The organism is Pedobacter sp. SYSU D00535 (assembly GCF_017355855.1).
GTDB lineage: Bacteria > Bacteroidota > Bacteroidia > Sphingobacteriales > Sphingobacteriaceae > Desertivirga.
Window position 1 is genome coordinate 76,690 of sequence record NZ_JAFEWD010000011.1, and the last position, 20,901, is coordinate 97,590.

Annotated in this window: 3 protein-coding genes; 1 reads left to right on the forward strand and 2 read right to left on the reverse strand. The window is 48.4% G+C overall.

Annotated features, from left to right (window positions below; genetic code table 11):
* Nucleotides 1–5 precede the first annotated feature (5 nt).
* On the forward strand, nt 6–1,016 hold the full coding sequence (locus J4N23_RS17360; RefSeq protein ID WP_242689274.1) for an NAD(P)/FAD-dependent oxidoreductase: 1,011 nt from the start codon (nt 6–8) through the stop codon (nt 1,014–1,016).
* A gap of 164 nt (nt 1,017–1,180) precedes the next feature.
* Here the strand turns inward: J4N23_RS17360 and J4N23_RS17365 are convergent, their stop codons facing one another.
* Together J4N23_RS17365 and J4N23_RS17370 are read right to left on the reverse strand one after the other, a co-directional pair.
* A complete protein-coding gene (locus J4N23_RS17365; protein WP_207429084.1) occupies nt 1,181–2,104 on the reverse strand; it encodes a type IX secretion system membrane protein PorP/SprF in 924 nt (307 codons plus the stop codon).
* Nucleotides 2,105–2,109: 5 nt separating this feature from the next.
* Entirely contained in the window at nt 2,110–20,895 is an 18,786-nt protein-coding gene (locus J4N23_RS17370; RefSeq protein ID WP_207429085.1) for a Calx-beta domain-containing protein, read from the reverse strand.
* Nucleotides 20,896–20,901: the final 6 nt, after the last annotated feature.

The following is a 20,901-nucleotide window of genomic DNA, read 5'->3' on the forward strand; positions in this document are numbered from 1 at the left end:
AAACAATGGAAACTCTTAGCAGACGCAAGTTCATCAAACAGACGGCAGCTGGTTCGGCCGGGTTTATTTTTAGAATGCCAGACTTTACCTATTCAATTTATACTGAAATGAAAGACAGTGAACACTTTGACGTAATTATTATCGGAGGTAGCTACGCCGGCCTTGCAGCGGGAATGGCACTCGGGCGAGCATTAAAAAAAGTATTAATTATTGACAATGGGAAGCCTTGCAACCGACAAACGCCTCATTCTCACAATTTCATTACTCAGGATGGAGAAACGCCTGGTAAAATCGCAGCACTTGGAAGGCAGCAGCTGGAAGCATACGATAGTGTTAAGTTTTTTGCAGGGTTGGCAACCAGCGGAAAAAAGAATATCAAGGGCTTCGAAATCGGCGTAGCATCAGGAGAAACCTTCGCGGCAAAGAAATTGATATTTGCCACAGGCATTAAAGATTTGCTTCCGGACATAGAAGGACTAGCGGCATGTTGGGGCATTACGGCTATCCATTGCCCTTATTGCCATGGATATGAAGTAAAGAACGAAAAAACGGGCATTCTCGGAAATGGGGAACCTATTTTTGATTTCACCAGGCTTATTTTCAATTGGACAAAGGACTTAACTTTGTTCACTAACGGCACTTCAGCCCTTACCCGCGAGCAAACAAGTCAACTTGAAAAGCATGGGATCGAACTAATAGAAAAGGAAATTGAACGGCTGGTGCACGCCAACGGGCATCTGCAAAAAATCGTTTTCCGAGACGGCTCTGAAACACCCTTGAAAGCTGTCTACACACCTTCTCCATTTGAACAACATTGTTCTATTCCCGAAGCATTGGGATGTGAACTAAGCGAGGAAGGCTATATCAAGGTTGACGCCTACCAGGAGACTACGGTAAAAGGTGTCTTTGCCTGTGGTGATAACTCGACCAGGATGCGCACCTTGGCAAATGCTGTAGCCACGGGCACCACGGCAGGAATGCTAGCAAGCAAAAAAATGATCCTGGAGGAGTTTTAACAGATCTACTTTCCTATGCAGGCGGAGACGATCCCACCCGCCCGGAATAGGAGCTTACAGGGCTGCTATTTACTATCAACTGGTGGCTTGGCTTTTAGACGATATGCCCGCCGGAGAATTGAGCCCCGTTTCCAAAACAGCATTACTTAGCTAATTCCTTGCATTTACCAATAACAGGCTCTGTGATCTCTTCCCTTAACCGGCATTCTGAATTTCAGCATGATTTCATGTGATCCCTTTTGAGTTTTCGACATTTCCGTGGTAGAAAAGTCGTAGGAGTAACCAAACTGGATATCCGGCGTGATAAAGACGGAAGCCAGGGCATCAAACGATTCGAACGACCGGTAAGAAGCCCCTATCCAAAACAGCTCCTTAATCAACAGGTTAGCATTCAGATCAACCTGCATTGGAGATCCGTTCACGTACTTCACCAACACGTTCGGCTTGAACTTATAATCGTAGCTGAATTCAAAAAGAGAACCCGCCTGAAACATATAATGTGGTTTCACCTTCGGAGAGGAAGCATCCTTAGAGAAGGACGTAAAATCCCTGGCAAGGAAATGAGGCGAGGAAATTCCGATATAAGCTTTTTCCGTAAAGTACATCACGCCCACGCCAAAGTTGCCGCGGAGACTGCTGGAATTATAGAACTGAGGATCGTTCATCGACTCGGGACTGATGTCGAAGTTCCGGGAGTAATCTGCCCGAAAACTGCTGAGCCCCCCATTCACTCCCAGAGACAGATAGGCGCCATCCGCCATCTCTACCCTTTGCGAGAAGGTGATGTATCCTCCTGTTTCCTGCAGCACCTCTCCTATCTGATCATTGATCAAAAGGGCTCCAATAAAACTATTTGACTCCTTGATGGGAGTATGGAAAGACATAGTCTGTGTTTGAGGAGCGCCCTTAAACCCCACCCACTGATGTCGTGATAGCACGGTCATCGTCATTGATTCATCTACAGCAGCGTAAGCAGGATTGATGGCCAGTGTGTTGAACATGTACTGTGTATACATGGCTTGCTGCTGGGCCTGTCCCAGCAAGACAGGCAACAGCAATAAAAACGTGGTGAAAATTCTTCTTATCATAGTCGCTAGCGCTTAATAATCACGTATCCTTTATTCATTTTTGCAACGTTATCCACCTTAGTGCGGATGATATAGTAGTAAACTCCATCAGGCAAAGTAGATTCCTTGTTAGCAAGTAAGCCCGAATTAGCAACCCCGGTGAACACCTTGTCTTTATTATTATACCCCTTAATACGGAACACTTCATTACCCCAGCGGTTAAAGATGGTTACCTCATTGTCTGGGTATTTATCGATGTTATGGATCACGAAGCCTTCATTACCCCGTCCATCTCCGTTAGGTGAAGCATAAGGGTCTGGTGTGATGTGGTGATTCTCATCCGGCCCGAGTGGTCGTTCTGTAAGGAGCAGATCACCGATCGTTACCTCTGTTCCGCTTTCTATTTCCACAAAAGCGGATGGTGTAGCAGTAGCAATGTTGATCTCAGCTACTTCTTCAGTCTCCTCCAGGTAATCCTGAACCGTTTTTAAGGTTAGTTCCTGGTTGGTCGTTGTGTCTCCGGCCTTGATCAGGAAGGAGTTGAAATCGCCACTTAACTTATAATCCGTATTCAACTCGGCATCACCCTTGTATTCCAGGTTGATGATTACATCCTGAAGCAGGGGCTCAGAAAGCACTGCCGTTACCTTTAACTCTTCCCCTTCTTTCAGGCTCACCAGCGTTGGCGTCAGCTTCACTTTCGTTTTCGGTTGAACGCCGATGGTAACAAGGGCCTCGTCCGTAAGTTCTCCCGGGTCAGCGATCTGGTATTTGAACTCGTCGTAACCAGTAGGAATTCCGGCATTAGGAACATAGATGAATGAACCATCTGCCTCGTTGAATGCTACCAATGTTCCTTTTGCAGGAGGAACGGTAACTTTGAATCTGATAGGGTCACCGTCCGGATCTGCATCATTTACGCCCACATTCTCTCGCAATGTCCCCTCGTGCTGCACATAGAAGTGATCGTCCTCTGCTACCGGTGGGTCGCTGACTGGCGTTACGGTTACTGTAACATTCGCCTCATTTGACTCTAAACCGTTTAGATTTTTAACCGTGTAGCTAAACTGATGCGTACCGAAGTCATCTTTGGCTGGTGTATACGTTACGGTGCCGTCTCGGTTTACCTTCACCTGTCCTTTTGCTGGTTGAGCTTTGATAATTATACTGGTTGGATCGAGACCCGACACATCGCTATCGTTCGCCACCAGCGAGAAAGTTACCGGAGTATCCTCAGGCGTGGTAACAAAGTCGCTCTGCGCCGTAGGCAGCAGGTCATCGTCATGGATCACGCCTACGACAGAAGAAAACTCGAAACTCAGGGCCTCGCCGAACGGATTGGACAGGTTGCTGAAGTTGATCATATATTTCTCATCCCCTTCCACGAGGCGATCACCTTTGATCTGGATGGATATCTTTTGCTTTTCGCCTGCCCGTCCTGCAAAGGTCAGTTTGCCCGATTGAGCAAGGTAATCTTCACCTGCCTTCGCGGTTCCGTCGGCGGTAGCATAATCAAACAGGAACCCTTCGGCAGTTGCTAAAGGCAACGTCGCTGTGAATTCTGCTGTCACATATCCTGCGTTTCCTTCGGCAACAATCACCGGATTCGTAATTACGATTGGCGCGGCATCGTTATCCTCAATGCGGAGTTCCTGTGGTGAATTTTCAACAAGTATTGCATTCGGCATGCTGCTCAGTACGATACCGGTAGTAATCTTCACTATCTCAGCCGGCTCAATGATGGCGTCGTCATTGATCACCAGATTTAGATTGACCTTGTTCAGCCCCGCCGGAATAGTTACAGAACCGGAAGTATTCACCAGGTAGTCGACCGAATTACCAAGGGCTGTTCCTGTCAGGTTGTATGGAATAACAATTGGCTTATCCGAATAAACGTTTGGAGATAAACTGAAGGTGAAGTGTCCGCCGGAGGCGCCTTCTTTCCCGTCGGTTTTGGTAATGGTAATTGTTCCATTGTCGTCGTTCAGGATGCGTCCCTTCGCCGGTGTTGCGCTGTAGGTTAAACGATTGCCGAAATTATCTGACAGGTTTCTGAGGATCACGTTAAACTCTTCATCCGCTTCGATCTTATAATCGCCGTTCACCAGAATGGTCATGGTTTGCACCTCGCCTTCATTACCATCAAAATCAAGCGTGCCCGTTTTTGCTACATAATCATTATCGCTCAACCTGGCCGTACCATCCATGGTGGCGTAGCCGATGCTGAACTTATTGCCTGTAGCGGCGCTGAGCGTTACGCTGAAGGTAGCCAGTGCCGGACCGCTATTGCCTTCCGTTACCACTACCGGTCCGCTGAGTTTTAATTCTGCTTTGTCGTTATCGCTGATGTTTAAAGACAGCGGCGAGTTGGCTACGACGATGTCTGCGTGCGTATTGTTCTCCACTAAACCGGTAGTAAGAACAACAGTTTCAAGTCCTTCGACAACCGCATCATCAATCACCGCTAAAGGAAGAACTACACTGTTTTCTCCAGGCGGAATGGTCACTGATGCAGTTGAAGCTATTCCGAAATCAACACCATCGCCCAGTGCAGTTCCGCCTAGCCCATAAGCAATGGTTGTCCAGTCGTCAGTGGAAACACCTGCCGGGAAGCTGAACTTGAAGCTCGCATCAGTTGCGCCCTCTGCTCCATGAACTCGGGAAATGATGATCCGGCTGTTATTGATCGTCTTATCATCATCCCGGATCAATCCTGTAGCCGGCACATCCGGAAGCAGCAAGCGCCCGTCAAACTGGCGGGATAAGTTCCGCAGCTCCACGGTAAAGGTTTCGTCCCGTTCAATTTTCAAATCTCCTTTTACCGGTACGATGATGTTGACAAAGTCACCCGCTTTTCCGGAGAAGGTCAAGGTACCTGATGCTGGCAGGTAATCATTGTCTGCAACAGTGGCTGAACCGTCGTTGGTAGTATAATCCACTGTGAAAGGATCTCCGGTAGCGTTATTAAGAGTCACTTTAAACACTGCGTTTATTGTTCCCCCATTACCTTCCGTTACTTCAACCGGCTGACTAATCGTCAAGGATGCCTCATCGTCATCTTCAATAATAAGCGAGTGCGGCGAGTTGGCAACCGTCAAGCCACTATAGTTCGTATTTGAGATAGCTCCCGTAGTAACGATAACGGTTTCTAAAGGCTCAAGGCCGGTATCATTTATCAGATCAATGGTAAGGACACCGTAGTTCTCTCCTGCCGGGATGATCACTGATCCAACCTGTGGATTCGTATAGTCGATTCCGGCACCTTTGGCTGTCCCGCTCAGAGTATAATGGACAGTTGTCGAAGCATCGAGCGTTACCCCCGCTGGGAGGCTAAATGTAAAGCTTCCGTTCGCCGCACCTTCTGTTCCATTAGAGTGAGTAATGGTGATAGCCTTGTTACTGCCGTTATTGTCATCATCAAGAATAATTCCGGTTGCGGACGTAGTGCCTAAAGTCAAAGCTCCGCCAAAGTCAGAAGATAGTCCGGTTAAACGAACCTGGTAGTTCTCATTTGACTCAATCTTCCTGTCGCCAATGATCACAATTTCGATCGGCTGCATCTCGCCTGCTTCACCCTGGAAATGGACCAGACCATTTACTACCGGCAGATAGTCGTTATCTGATGCCAGTGCGGTTCCATCTTCCGTTTGATAGTTGACGGAGAACCCTACTCCCGTTGCCCGGTTAAGGGTAACCTGGAAGACTGCTTTTGTAGATCCGTTGTGTCCTTCGGTAACTGTTACAGGTCCTGCAATAGACAAGGAAGCACCGTCATTGTCTGCTATGTTCAGCGTTTGAGGAGCATTGTCAACAGCGAGTCCAGTATATTTATCATTGCTGATAAGCCCGGTGTTCACAGTCGCCGTTTCAGCTCCTTCTAGCAATGAATCATCGGTAATTACCAGAGGAAGGGTAACGTTATTCTCTCCAGGATTTATCGTTACTGTTCCCGTTGCCGGAATATCGTAGTCGATGCCGGCTGCGCTGGCAGTTCCACCCAGGTTGTAAGGGATAGATGTAGTGCCATCTGTACTTACTCCCGGAGGGAAACTGAATTTGATGCTTGCGTTTGCACCGCCTTCAGCGCCATTCACAGTCGTGATAGTTATTTTTCTATTAGCAGCGGTATTATCATCGTCAATGATAGTACCGATCGCCGAAGAGCTGCTCAGTAGTAAGCTACTATTGAAATCCGTTGAAAGACCGCTTAATTCCAGCTTAAGGTTCTCATCGTCTTCAATTTTAAGATCGCCATTGACAGGCACGCTTATGGATATGCTCTCCGCTGCATCGCCTTTAAAGCTTACGGTTCCGCTTACCGGACTGTAATCTCCGGCAGAAGCGCTCGCCGTCCCATCAGCGGTGGCGTAATTAATAGTAAACGGACCGGTGGCCTTATCCAGAGAAAGGTTAAAGTTGAGCGCACTGATTCCGCTGTTGCCTTCAGTGACCGAAGATCCGGTGATGCTCAAGATCGCATTGTCATTATCCGTTATTTGGAGGGTCTGTGGAGAATTAGCTACCGTAGTGCCGTAAGGACTTGCAACAGTTCCTGTGCTTATTACTACTGTCTCAGTGCCTTCGATGGTCTGGTCATCCATCACGTCCAGTATTAACTGGACACTGTTCCCATTTGCAGGGATGGTGATCGATCCGATTGCCGGACTTGCTGTATAATCAGCCTTTGGCCCGCTGCTTGAAGCCGTACCGCCTAGTCCGTAGTGGATCACGGTTTCTTTATCCGCAGTTACTCCGCCAGGTAAACTGAAGGTGAAAATTCCTGCTACAGGACCTGTTTCTGATCCGTTGGAAGAAGTGATCGTTACGTCTCCTGAATCGTCATTTGCAATAGTAGTTACTACCGGCGTAGTTTGAAGTACAGGGCGTTTAACTGCAGCACTGGTCAGGCTGCTCAACGAAACGCTAAAGGTTTCATCTGCTTCGATTACCCGGTCGCTATTGATCTGAACTGTAAAGCTTATCGCTTGGCCTGCTGTACCTGAAAAATGTAGCGAGCCGCTGCTGGCTGTATAGTCGTTGCCTGCTGTTGCCGATCCGTCGCTGGTTGCATAATCTACCGAGAAACCGCCGGCTACAGCCTGGTTCAGGGTAGCGGTGTAGGTAGCCAGTTGGGTACCGTTGTTGCCCTCGGTGATAGTTGCCGGACCAGTCAGGCTCACTACTGCCTGATCTTTGTCGATGATATTCAGGCTGTGTGGCGAGTTGGCTATCGTCACCGCATATGGACTGGTAATCAGATTCGTAGTGAGAACTACCGTTTCGATGTCTTCTACCGTTAGGTCTGCCAACACCGGAAGGGTCAGGGTAACACTATTGGCGTTGGCCGGAATAGTTACATCTCCGCTGATAGCACCCGTATAATCCTCCCCACTTTTTGCCGTTCCCGACAAGGTATAGTTGATCTTCGTTTCCGTATCCAATGTTACCCCCGACGGGAAGCTGAACCTGAAGGTTCCTGCAACCGGACCCGCTTCCATACCATCAGTTGAGCTAATGGTGATTGTGGCGTTGTCATCGTTGGTGATGGTACCTGTGGCTGTAGCAGATGCTACCGGAATGGTTAAGCGGCCGTCAAAACTCTTGCTTAAGTTGCTTAACGTGATACTGAAATCCTCATTGATCTCTACTTTTCGATCTCCTTTTATGGCTATCACAATAGGTTGACTGCCCGCTGTTCCGTCAATATATAGCGTACCAGCTGCGGCGGTATAGTCATTATCGGCAACCGTAGCAGTTCCGTCGCTGGTTGCGTAGTTTACCGTAAAGGGCTCGGTGTCTTTATCAAGCGTAACTGTAAAGCTTAGCGTAGTTGTTCCGCTGTTGCCTTCCGCTACCGTAGCTCCGCTGACCCTCAAAGTTGCCTGATCATTATCTGCAATATCCAGGCTTTGCGGAGAATTGGCTACCGTGATCCCGTAAGGAGTTCCTACTGTACCCGTGGTCAACACGATTGTCTCGGTATCCTCTACTTTTGAATCATCAATCACCGGAAGTTCCAGCGTGAAGCTATTATCCCCGGCGGGGATAGTAATGGAGCTGGTACCTGCACCGATATAATCAGTGCCGGTCGCCGTTCCGCTTAAACTGAAATTGATGATAGTAGGTGCATCTGCACTTACTCCTGAAGGGAAACTAAAGGTAAAGCTGGCCGGAACTGGACCTGTTTCTGAACCGCTCTCCGTACTGATCGAGATTGCGCCTGAGTCATCATTTTTAATGGTAGTTACAACAGGAGTACTTTGAAGAGCCGGACGGTTACTAAAGGAACTGCTCAGGTTGCTCAGTACTACACTGAAGGTTTCATCCGCTTCAATTCTCCGGTCGCTGCGAATCAGCACATCAAAGGAGTGCGATTCTCCGGCTGTACCTGAGAACGTTACGCTTCTGCTTACCGGAGTATAGTCGCTCGTACTGCTTGCTGTTCCATCGGTGGTTGCATAATTAAATGTGAATGAACCAGTGGTTGCCTTATCCAGTGTGATGGTATACGTGGCGATTTGTGTACCAGTATCTCCTTCTGTGATAACAGCAGGACCTGTTAATGACACAGTTGCCTGATCGTTATCAGTGATCGTCAAACTTTGAGGAGAATTGGCGACGGTGATGGTATTATAAGGACTCGTGATCAAACCAGAGTTGAGCACAATGGTTTCGGTATCTTCTACCAGCGCGTCGTTAATCACAGGAATTGTCAGTACGGTGCTATTCTCATCTTTTCCAATGGTTACGCTTCCGCTGATGGCTCCTGTATAGTCGGCGCCGCTTTTGGCAGTCCCCGATAGGTTGTATTCGATTTGGATAGGCGTATCTGTGGTGGTACCTGCAGGCAGACTGAAGGTAAAGGTACCTGGCGTTGGTCCCGTTTCAGATCCGTTGCCCGCACTTACAGTAATGATACCGGCATCGTCGTTAACGATGATACCCGTTGCTGGGGAACCACTAATCACGAGGCTATTGTTAAAATGGCTGGACAGCTTACTTAAGCTCATGCTGAAGAGCTCATCCCCCTCTATCTTTTTATCGCCATTAATGGCCACCGACAGGGTTTTGCTCTCTCCCGCCGTACCGTCGAAGTTGAGGGTACCACTAAGCGCCGAGTAGTCATTATCCGAAACTTTCGCACTGCCATCGGTAGTTGTATAGTCTACGCTGAAGGAGTTAGTCGCCTTATCCAGGCTCACCGTAAAGTTGATCACCTTTGACCCGCTGTCGCCTTCCGTTACCGTTGCCCCGGTAAGACTCAAGGTAGCCTGATCGTTATCTGCGATGGTTAACGTTTGAGGAGAATTGGCTACGGTGATCCCGTAAGGACTACCGATATGGCCAGTCGTCAGAATCACTGACTCGGTGCCTTCCACAATGCTGTCATCGATCACGCCGAGGCTCAGTTGCGCAGAATTAACATTTGGCGGTATGGTTACCGACAAAGTTCCGGCACCAGTATAATCAGCAGCTGTAGCTGTACCGGTCAGTCCGAACTGAATAGTAGTTGCAGCATCCGAACTTACTCCAGCAGGGAAGCTGAACGTGAAAGTTCCGGCTACCGGGCCAGTTTCCGAACCATTGGAAGAACTGATGTTGATTGCTCCGCTATCGTCGTTTACAATACTTGTTACCACCGGCACGTTCAGAATTACAGGTTTATTACTGAACGCACTGATCAGATTACTTAAGCTGACGCTAAAGTTTTCATCGATCTCTATCTTCTTGTCGCCGTTTATTTGAACGGTGAACGTTTCTGTCTCTCCTGCCGTACCTTCAAACTCCAGCGTGCCGCTGCTGAGCTCATAATCGTCATCCGCTACAGTAGCAGTCCCGTTTGAGGTAGTATAGTCTACCTTGAAACTACCGGCTGTCGCCTGGTTTAATGTAACCGTATAGGTCACCAGCTGCGAGCCATTCTCACCTTCGGTAATAACGGCGGGACCAGTAAGACTTACTACTGCCTGGTCTTTGTCAATGATATTCAGACGTTGAGGAGAATTGCTGATAGTTACCGGATGCGAGCTGCTGATAATTCCTGTAGTCAGAATGACCGTTTCTGTATCTTCTGCAAGAAGATCTGCCAGTACCGGAAGTGTTAATGTAGTACTGCTGGCATCCTTAGGAATCGTTACGCTTCCGCTGATGACACCGGTATAATCCTTGGCACTTTCTGCCGTACCCGACAGGCTATAGTTGATGATGATCGGCGCGTCTGTTGTTACTCCCGCCGGAAGGCTGAAGGTGAAGGTACCAGGTACTGGCCCGGCTTCCATACCATCTGTAGAAGTGATTGTCACTACTGCCAGATCATCGTTGGTAATAGTTCCCGTTGCAGTAGCAGCGGCAATGTTTAAGCGGCCATCGAAGGACGTGCTCAAACCGCTGAGCGTCATAGTCAGCGTTTCATCTCCTTCCACTTTGCGATCACCGGTCACAGCTACCGTCACGGTCTTGCTTTCGCCAGCAAGTCCGCTAAAGTTTATAGGTCCGCTGGCTGCACTGTAATCGTTATTCGCGGTAGTGGCGGTGCCATCTGCCGTAGCATAATTTAAGCTAAACGGACCTGTGGCTCTATCCAAGGTCACCGTAAAGTTCAGGAGGGTAGTTCCGCTGTTTCCTTCAGTTACTGTTGCCCCGCTGATGCTTAACGATGCATTATCGTTATCTGCGATCTCCAGGCTTTGCGTCGGGTTTGCTACAGTGATCCCGTAAGGATTGCTTACGTTTCCTGTCGTCAGAACTACAGTTTCTACTCCTTCCGTAATCAGATCATCTATCACCGGAAGGTCTAAAGTAACGCTGGTCTCTCCGGCCAGAATGGTAGCGGAAGTAATGCCGGCACCCGTATAATCCGGGCTCTTGGCAGTACCGCTTAAACCGAAGTGAACGGTGATGTCAGCATCAGCAGTAACGCCTGACGGCAAGCTAAAGGTAAAACTGGCAGGTACAGGACCGGTTTCAGAACCGTTGGCGGCGGCAATAGTGATTGCTCCCGAATCGTCGTTTTGAATAGTTGTTACTACCGGAGCAATCTGAATTGCAGGAGGGTTGCTCAGGGAGCTTACCAAATTGGTCAGGGAAACGCTGAAATTCTCATGAGCCTCGATTTTCTTATCACTATTGACAAGAATCGTGAAGCTCTGCGGTTCTCCAGCTTTTCCTGCAAAATTCAGCTGACCACTGCTGCTCACGTAGTCATTGTCGGCTGCTTTTGCTGTTCCATCGGCAGTAGCATAATTTACCGAGAAGCCGCCTTGAGTAGCCTTATCAAGCACTGCTGTGTAGGTGACTAGTTGAGTGCCGTTATTCCCCTCGGTGACAGTCGGAGGACCGCTCAACGTCACAGTGGCCTGGTCGTTATCGGCAATAGTTAAACTTTGAGGAGAATTATCGACGGTCAGGGCGTACGGAGCAGTGATAATGCCCGTACTTAAAATGATCGTTTCTGTATTTTCTACAATATTATCGTCGGTTACAGGAAGTGTTAGTGTGACGCTGCTTTCATCTTTAGGAATGGTAACGCTTCCGCTGATAGCTCCGGTATAATCCTTACCGCTTTCGGCTGTTCCGGACAAGGTGTATTCGATGGTCGCCGCAGCATCCATGGTCACTCCGCCAGCCAGGCTGAATGTGAAAGTACCTGGAGCAGGACCTGTTTCGGATCCGTTTGCAGGAGTGATGGCAATTAGCCCAACATCATCGTTGCTGATGATTCCGGTAGCAGGCGAACCGTCGATCACCAGTGCGTTATTGTAGTTGTTAGACAGGTTCCGCAGCGTCAGGTTGAAGTCTTCATTCGCTTCGATCTTTTTATCGCCGTTAAGGCTTACCTGTATAATCCTTGTTTCACCGGCATCTCCCTCGAAGCTTAGGGTTCCGCTTCTGGCGATGTAGTCATTATCGGAAACTTTTGCTGACCCATCTGAGGTCAGATAGTCGACAGTAAATTTCCCTTCCGTTTTCTGGTTAAGGGTCACTGTAAAGTTAAGCACCTTGTTTCCTGCATCGCCTTCCGTTTTCGTTTCACCAACTATCCGCAGGGTAGCCTCGTCATTGTCTGTGATATCGAAGCTATAGGGCGAATTGCTTACTGCTAGCGCGTAAGGACTGGTAACACCGCTGACAGTAAGAACGACTGTCTCTTTCCCTTCGAGAATTGCATCGTCGATCACCGGTAAGGTTAGCGATACGCTGTTGGCCCCGGCAGGGATGGTTACAGAATTAGTCAGAGGCGCGGTATAATCAAGGGCTGTAGCAGTTCCACTCAGGCCGAAGTCAATCTTGGTCGCCGCATCAGCAGTAACGCCGACGGGAAGACTGAAGGTGAAAGTTCCAGAAACGGCTCCTGCTTCTGAGCCATTGGTCGACGAAATGGTGATGGCACCAGAATCGTCGTTCGTAATTTTTGTTACTACGGGAGTGGTTTGAAACGCGGGACGCTTAGTTACGGAGCTGAGCAGGTTATTGAGCACTACGCTGAAGTTCTCGTCGGCTTCTATTTTCCGATCGCTGTTAATGACAAGGGTGAATGTCTGGGTTTCGCCGGCACTTGTTCCGGTAAACGTCAACTTGCCGGTACTGCTTTCATAATCATTATCTGCATCGGTAGCGCTGCCATCTATGGTATCATAATCTACTGTGAATCCGCCCTGAACAGCTTTATCAACTGTTGCTGTGTAGGTAACGTTTTTTGTTCCGTTGTCGCCTTCTGTCACCACTGCCGGGCCTGTCAGGCTCACCATTGCCAGATCATTATCAATAATAGAAAGCGTCTGCGGCGAGTTAGCGGCAGTTACCGTATAGGGGCTATTAATGTTTCCGGTGGTGAGTGTGATAGTTTCGGTATCTTCTACTACTGCATCATCCGTCACATCCAGACTCAACACCACACGGTTGTCACCTGCAGGGATGGTAACGCTTCCGCTGATGGCGGCCGGGTAATCCTCTCCGCTTTTCGCTGTTCCTGACAAGACATATTCGATCACGGTTGGAGCATTTACACTTACCCCAGACGGGAAGCTGAAAGTGAACGTTCCCGGTATGGCACCGGCTTCTGCTCCGTCTGTAGAAGTGATCGTGATCGTCGCACCATCATCATTCCTTATTTCTCCTGTGGCAACACTGCCCGCAACGGGGATACTCAAACGGTTGCCGAAGTTGCTGCTTAAGTTGCTTAGCGCGATACTAAAATCTTCATCCGTTTCTACTTTTTTATCACCATTAATGGAGACTACTATGGTATGGCTCAGGACGTTTTCGTCAAAAGTCAAGGTTCCGCTTTTTGCCACATAATCGTTATCTGCAAGGGTAGCCGAACCGTCGCTGGTCGCATAATTTACGGTAAATGGAGCCCCCAAATTTCTATCGACGGTCACAGTGAAGCTTAGGGTGGTAATTCCGTTGTCACCCTCATTTACCGTGGCTCCGCTGATGGCCAGTGTAGCATGATCGTTATCTGTAATATTTAGGGTTTGCGGAGAGTTCGCTACGGCGATGCCATACGGACTATCTACCGCTCCTGTTGTCAAAATAACTGTTTCGGTATTTTCTAATAGATCATCGTCCGCTACCAGAAGAGTTAGCGTAACACTATTGTCTCCTGCGGGGATGGTAACGGTGCTGGTGCCTGCTCCTGTATAATCGGTACTGCCAGCTGTTCCTGTCAATCCCAGATGAATCACCGTCTCTTTATCCGCAGTTATTCCTCCAGGAAGACTGAAGGTGAAGGTTCCCGCTACCGAACCTGCTTCTGATCCGTTGGAAGAAGTGATCGTTACTTCTCCTGAATCATCATTTGCAATAGTAGTTACTACCGGCGTAGTTTGAAACACCGGACGTTTCGCAGCGGCACTGGTCAGGCCTGTGAGCGAAACGCTGAACGTTTCATCCGCTTCGATTACCCGGTCGCCGTTGATCTGAACTGTAAATTCTATTTTTTCACCGGCATCACCTGAAAAATGAAGCGAGCCGCTGCTGGCTGCATAGTCACTGCCGGCTGTTGCCGATCCGTCTGTAGTTGTATAATTTACCGAAAAGCCCCCGGCTACAGCCTGGTTCAGGGTAGCTGTGTACGTAGCCAGTCTGGGCCCGGTATCACCTTCAGTGATGGTCACCGGACCAGTCAGGCTCACTACTGCCTGATCTTTGTCAATGATATTCAGGCTATGCGGCGAGTTGGCTATCGCAACCGGATACGGACTGCTGACGCCGTCGATGGTCAAAATCACTGTTTCGATATCTTCTACCATCAGGTCTGCCAACACCGGAAGGCTCAGGGTAACACTGCTGGTATTGGCCGGAATAGTTACGCTTCCGCTGATAGCACCCGTATAATCCTCCCCGCTTTTTGCTATCCCCGACAAGGTATAATTGATCTTTGTTTCCGCATCCAGCGTTACCCCCGGTAAGCTGAACGTGAAGGTTCCTGCAACCGGACCCGCTTCCATACCATCTGCCGAGCTAATAGTGATTGTGGCGTTGTCGTCGTTGGTGATGGTACTTGTGGCTGTAGCAGATGCTACCGGAATGGTTAAGCGGCCGTCAAAACTCTTGCTTAAGTTACTTAACGTGATACTGAAGTTCTCGTCGATCTCTACTTTCCGATCTCCTCTTACTTCTATTACAATGGGTTGACTGCCGGCCGTTCCGTTAAAGTACAGGGTTCCGCTTTTAGCGGTGTAGTCGTTGTCTGCTACTGTGGCAGTTCCGTCGCTGGTTGCGTAGTTCACGGTGAAGGGCTCCGTGTCTTTATCCAGCGTAACCATAAAGCTTAGGACCGTTGTTCCGCTGTTGCCTTCAGCTACGGTAGCTCCGCTGACCCTTACCGTAGCTTGGTCGTTATCTGCAATCTCCAGCGTTTGCGGAGAATTATCCACCGTTATCCCGTAAGGAGTTCCTACCGTACCCGTGGTCAGTACGATTGTTTCGGTATCTTCCACCCTTGAATCATCAATCACCGGAAGTTCCAGTGTGAAGCTATTATCCCCGGCAGGAATAGTAATGGAGCTGGCACCTGCACCGGTATAATCAGCGCCGGTTGCCGTTCCGCTTAGTCCGAAATTGATAACCGTAGGTGCATCTGCACTTACTCCTTCAGGGAAACTAAAGGTAAAGCTTCCGGAAACAGGACCGGTTTCTGATCCGTGAGATGGAGTGACGGTAATTTTTACATTGGCCGGGGTCAAATCATCGTCGACAATAGTACCAGTAGCCACCGAATTGCTAAAACTCAACCGTCCACCAAAGTTATCGGAGAGGTCAAATATTTTGAACTTCAGGGTTTCGGTCAATTCGATCATCTGATCGCCCCGCACCTGCACGGAAACGTCGAAGGATTGTCCGGGCATTCCGGAAAAATTCAGAATATCCGTCTTAGGAATATAGTCGTTACCAGCAGCTGTAGCAGTCTCATCCTCGGTGGTGTATTTTACTGAGAAGCTTCTGCCGGTAGCCTTGGCAAGAGTCACCCTGAAAGTCAACGTAGAGAAGCCAGAATTTCCCTCTGTAACCGTTGCATTCGCCACAGAAAGGGTTGTGTAATCATCGTTGTCAGATATCTCAAGTGTTTGCGGAGAATTACTTACGACGATCCCCGGCAAATCACTGTTGTTTACACCCGTTACGGTTAACCTCACTGTCTCAATATTCTCAATGATATCGTCCTCGGCTACCAGCAAGGATAGGGTAGCGCTATTTTGTCCGGCGGGAATGGTTATAGACGTAGCTGAAGGTGAAGCAGTATAGTCCGTTCCACCGCCACTTGCAGTTCCGTCCAGGTTAAAAGAGATAACGGTAGGGGTACTGGCAGCAACTCCCGGAGGAAAACTAAATGTAAAGCTACCGTTTTGCATTCCCTCAACACCGTCGATTTTACTTATCGAGATGGTTCTGTTAGCAACTGTATTATCATTATCAGTAATATCCGCCGATACGGCGCCTACCGGCTCTAATGCGATGGAAGAAGTAGTGCTGCTGGATGCAGTGATCAGATCAATAGTGATAGTTTCTGTGGGTTCGATGATTGAATCATCGAGCACTGTAGCATCCAGCGTTACAGAATTCGTATTTGCCGGGATGATAATAGTGGTGTTGTCGGGAAGCGTAAAGTCAGTGCCATTAGTTGCTGTTCCGCCGACTATATAATTGACCGTTGTAAGTGCTGAGTTTGTTATCCCCGCAGGATAGTTAAGTGTAAACTGCGCTTTTGTTCCGGGTTCTGCACCGTGACTGGTTCTTGTAAGAGTAATCCTGGTGTTTGCCGGAGTATTGTCGTCGTCCACAATGTCAGCGCTTACTCCGTCTGTAGGATCCACTGTCAGACCCGGGACGCTAATAGGGTTTGTGGCAGTTGTCAGAGTGAGGATAATTGTTTCCGTCGCCTCAATTAATTTATCATCAGAGATAGCTGGAGAAATAGCCACGGAATTTGCTCCCGCCGGAATGATTACAGAAGTGCCTAGTGCAGCGTAGTCTGTTCCATTAATGGCAGTACCAGAGATTAAATAGTTGACCGTCGTAGCCGCGGCACTCGTCACCCCTGCCGGATAGCTTACTGAAAACTGAACGTTCGTCCCGGGTTCTGCACCGTCCGAAACTTTGGTTAACGTTATAATGCTATTTCCGGCGATATTATCATTGTCGCGAATGTCAGCAGTTACTGTTGTTAAAGGATTTACTGCTAGTACTGATATCGAGTTGGTGGCTGAGGACAGTCCCAGGCTTACTGTTTCTGTAGCTTCAATCACATGATCATCTACAACAAGAATATTAATATCGGCCGAGTTGGAGTTAGCAGGAATAATTACCTCGCCTGTCAAGCTTGTATAATCTGTTCCGTTAGTAGCTGAACCTCCAATCACGTAAGTAACTCTGGTAGGTACCGAGCTCACATAACCAGCGGGAAAGCTTACCTTAAAACGGCCGTTTACCAGCCCTTCTTCCGCGTCCGAGTCTTTTGTGATGGTAACAACGTTGTTTGCCGCGATATTGTCGTTGTCCGTAATATCGATACTCTCGGGCGAAGAGATTACATTTAAGGAAACGCTTCCGCTACTGGCAGAAGTAAGGGTAAGAACCACTGTTTCCGGCGCTTCAATTACGTGATCATCCGTAACTATCACATCGATAAACGCGGAGTTAGCATTTGCAGGGATCGTAACCGAGCCTGAAAGAGTTGTATAATCTGAGCCGTTTATTGCGGTGCCCGCGATCGAATAGTTTACAGTGGTTGGTGTCGATCGAACAATGCCCGCAGGGTAGCTTACTCTGAAACGTCCATTTGTAGAAGGCTCGCCACCATCGAATTCTCTGCTTAAAGTGATCGTATTATTCGCAACGGTGTTGTCATTGTCCAGGATATTAAGTGAGAATGGGGAGTTTGCAACCCCTATTCCGTAATATTTTGAATTGCTGATAGTCCCAGTGGTAACGGTCAATTCTTCAGAGCCCTCGATGATCAAATCATCAGTGACAGCACGAGAAAGAGTAGCGCTGTTTGCGTTTGGCGCGATGGTCACTGTTCCGGTAGTAGCTCCCGCATAGTCAACTCCGTTACCCACTGCGAGGCCACTCAAATTGTAGTTTATGGTGGTTGTTCCATCCGTTGATACTCCCGTAGGAAAACTAAAAATAAACTGCGCGTCTGCTCCGCCTTCTTCTCCATCCACTTTAGTGATGGTGATCGTTTTGTTGGCAGCGTTATTATCGTCGTCAAAGATTGAGATCGTAGCGGGAGAACCGCTGATCTTCAACAAGCCGCCAAAAGTAGTTGATGGATTATCAATTACAATTTTAAAGGCTTCGTTCCCTTCGATCTTAAAATCACCATTTACAGCGATTTGAATATCATGGTACTGGCCCGGATTATTAGCCAGGAAAGTCAATGTCCCGGATTTAGCAACGTAGTCGTTATCGGCCACTGTTGCAATGTCGTCTTGTGTAAAATAGTCAATGGTAAAATCGCTGCTGGTTGAGATATCCAGCGACACCCGGAATGTCACATAGCTTGGCCCCGAATTTCCCTCTATTACCTGCGCTGGTCCGCTGAGTAAGACAGCGTTATCGTCATCAAAAATACTTAAGGTATGAGGGGTATTTGCAACGTTGATACCGCTGTAAGGCGTGGTAATGGTGCCGGTGCTGATCTCTATTGTTTCTGTTCCTTCCAGAATAACATCATTGATCACCGGAAGGGTAACGGTAAAACTATTGGTAAGCGCTGGTATGATAACGGTGCCTGTAGTGGCTCCCGTGTAATCCGTACCACCGCCAGTCGCGGTACCGCCCAAAGTATATTGAATTTCCGTGTCTTGATCGGCTGTAATTCCGGTAGGGAAACCAATCGTAAACGAAGCACCGGGGGCTACACCTTCTGCTCCGTCACTTGAAGTAATTACAAGTGCCCTGTTGACAGGAATATTGTCATCGTCGACGATAGTTCCTGTTGCGGTGGCAGTTGTAATGACGCCGCCAGTGCTCGGATTTGCAATAGTAATGGTGAATGTTTCATCCGCCTCGATAATCTGATCTGTTCGGATGGGAATGAAAAACGTTTTGCTTGCTTGCCCGGCGGGGATTGTCACAGAACCTGATAGCGAACCGGCAAAGTCCGTAACGTTTGTAGAAACGTGTGTAAGGGCATAATCAACGGTAATATCGCAACTAACATTGGCGGGAGAAGCCGTCACTGTGAAAGCCATATTGTGACTTCCTCCGGATCCTTCGGCTGCTGAAACGTTGGCAATGCTTAGATTGCTGAGGGAAACAGGAGTCGAATCATTTTGGATATTATTACAACCCGCCACACCTGCATCGCACTCTACCTGAGGGTCAGAAGGAATGTCAGCATCCGGATTGGTAGCATCAGGGTCGTAGACATCTGCAGGCCTCATGATACTTGCCTTCACATCTATTGCGTTCGAAGGCGGCAAAGCAGAAACAGTCCCGGTAACGGTGAAGGTCAGCACCGAGGCGTTGCTCATATTTAAAGAAGCATTGTACTGGTTGCCTATCAGCGTACTGGAAACGACACTCGCCGATCCGGATGTCAGAACCGGGGTAACTACCACACCTGTTAACTGGGCAGGGAACGTGAAATTGAATTTGGCATCGCTTACTCCGCTGGGGCCATTATTTCTGACCGAAACGGTGTAGGTCTGCTGCTGTCCGATACACAGTCCGACGGTCTTACTCTTAATAATGGGCAGCACTTCCAGATTGGCCCTTAAAAAGTCGATCTGAACGGAAGGAGCAATTGGCGTACTGAATACGTAAGTCCAGGTATCAAGTCCTTTTTCGTTCCCGAAACTACCAGAGCCATATCCCGTGGAGCCCCATTTATGACCGTTTGTTGCGCTGCTGACTCCGTTTACGGAAGTGTTTCGCGGGCTTGATGGATTAGAGTTGGATGATATATCCGAGTCATCCCAGTAAACCGTCTGATCTCCGGCCCCGACTCCATTTGTTCGGGTAATAATTATCCCTGTGGGGTTATTTTCTACGTCTAACAGCGGGAAATGCACTTCTCCTGCCCGAAGTATAATCTGCATAGTAGAGCTGTTGAAGGAGCCTAACACCGGATTTCCGGCTCCATCGAGCCCGTCCCAGAAAACAGTATTGCTGCCAACCACTGCAGGATTGGTAATGATCCTGTCAACTGCATCTGTAAAATCACCGTCCTTATTTGCGTCAATTTTTATACTATAATTACCTGTCTGATTCGCGTCGAAGATAAAATTACCGCCCATACTACTATGAGCACCAGCTTGATTGGATGTTCCTTCTTTACCTGCGAAGGAAAAATTAGTCAATTCCGGACTCACCGGGTTAGTCTTTAACCAGGTAGTTGTTGCTGTACCAAGAGTTGCTGCCAGACCATCCGTGGTCCGGGCGGGTGCAGAAGCCGGAAGATCGGCAGCTGGCGTATTGAAGAACAACTTGTGGGTAACATCAGCAGCAGTGTCCTCGGCTAAAGGAGCATGTATCGCGACTATAGAGGTGCCGTCCTGACTTGAATAGCTCGGGTTGGCGCCATTTTTAAATCCTTTATTATTAGAGAAAAAAGCGAAAGCATTCCCGGCAAGGCCATTTGCATTTACTTCATAAATATAACCATCGTTTGTAAGCACATTAAGCTTCCCCGTAAATCTCGCATCAAATTCACCAAGTGAGCCCTGGAGTAAATTCATGTAAGCCCTCCCCGGGATAAACGCAGTACCTGCTGTATTACGAACAGAAACATCGAAAGCAGCTATGTAAGGAGAATTATTGGGCTGATCCCAAGCATTGGCACTCAGTCTGTCGCCGGGTGTATTTGTACTATTATTCGTACCATTGCTACCTACAAAAAAAACGGACCAGACTCCCACCTCGGAGGCCTTCGCTGTAACAGTGTAGGGCGTGTAGCCTCCTGCATTCGGCAGAGGTCCTGCCATTTCCTGCGCCCTGGTGTCAATGCGACCAACGGTGGTCGAATTCCCCGACTTATAGGTGGTTCCGTCGGGAGAGACTAAAACAATAGTGCCATCGCCCAAGCCCTGAACGCTGGAACCCACATTGATCGTTTCGCCAGCCTGAACATACACTCGTACCAGCCCCTGACCTACCCAAGGCAATGAGACGGTCGTTCTGGTTGAACTGTACAGATATACACGGTGCCCTCCATTAGGGTTGAGTTCTTTACTCCCTTCTGCGAAAGCAAGCGAACAACTGAGGATTCCCAGTAAAAAAAGAAGTGAATTTTTTTTTAAGGGAAAGGTGGCAACGGAACGATATATAGGAAGCAGATAGTTGAGTAATCGTCTCGACATAGTTGC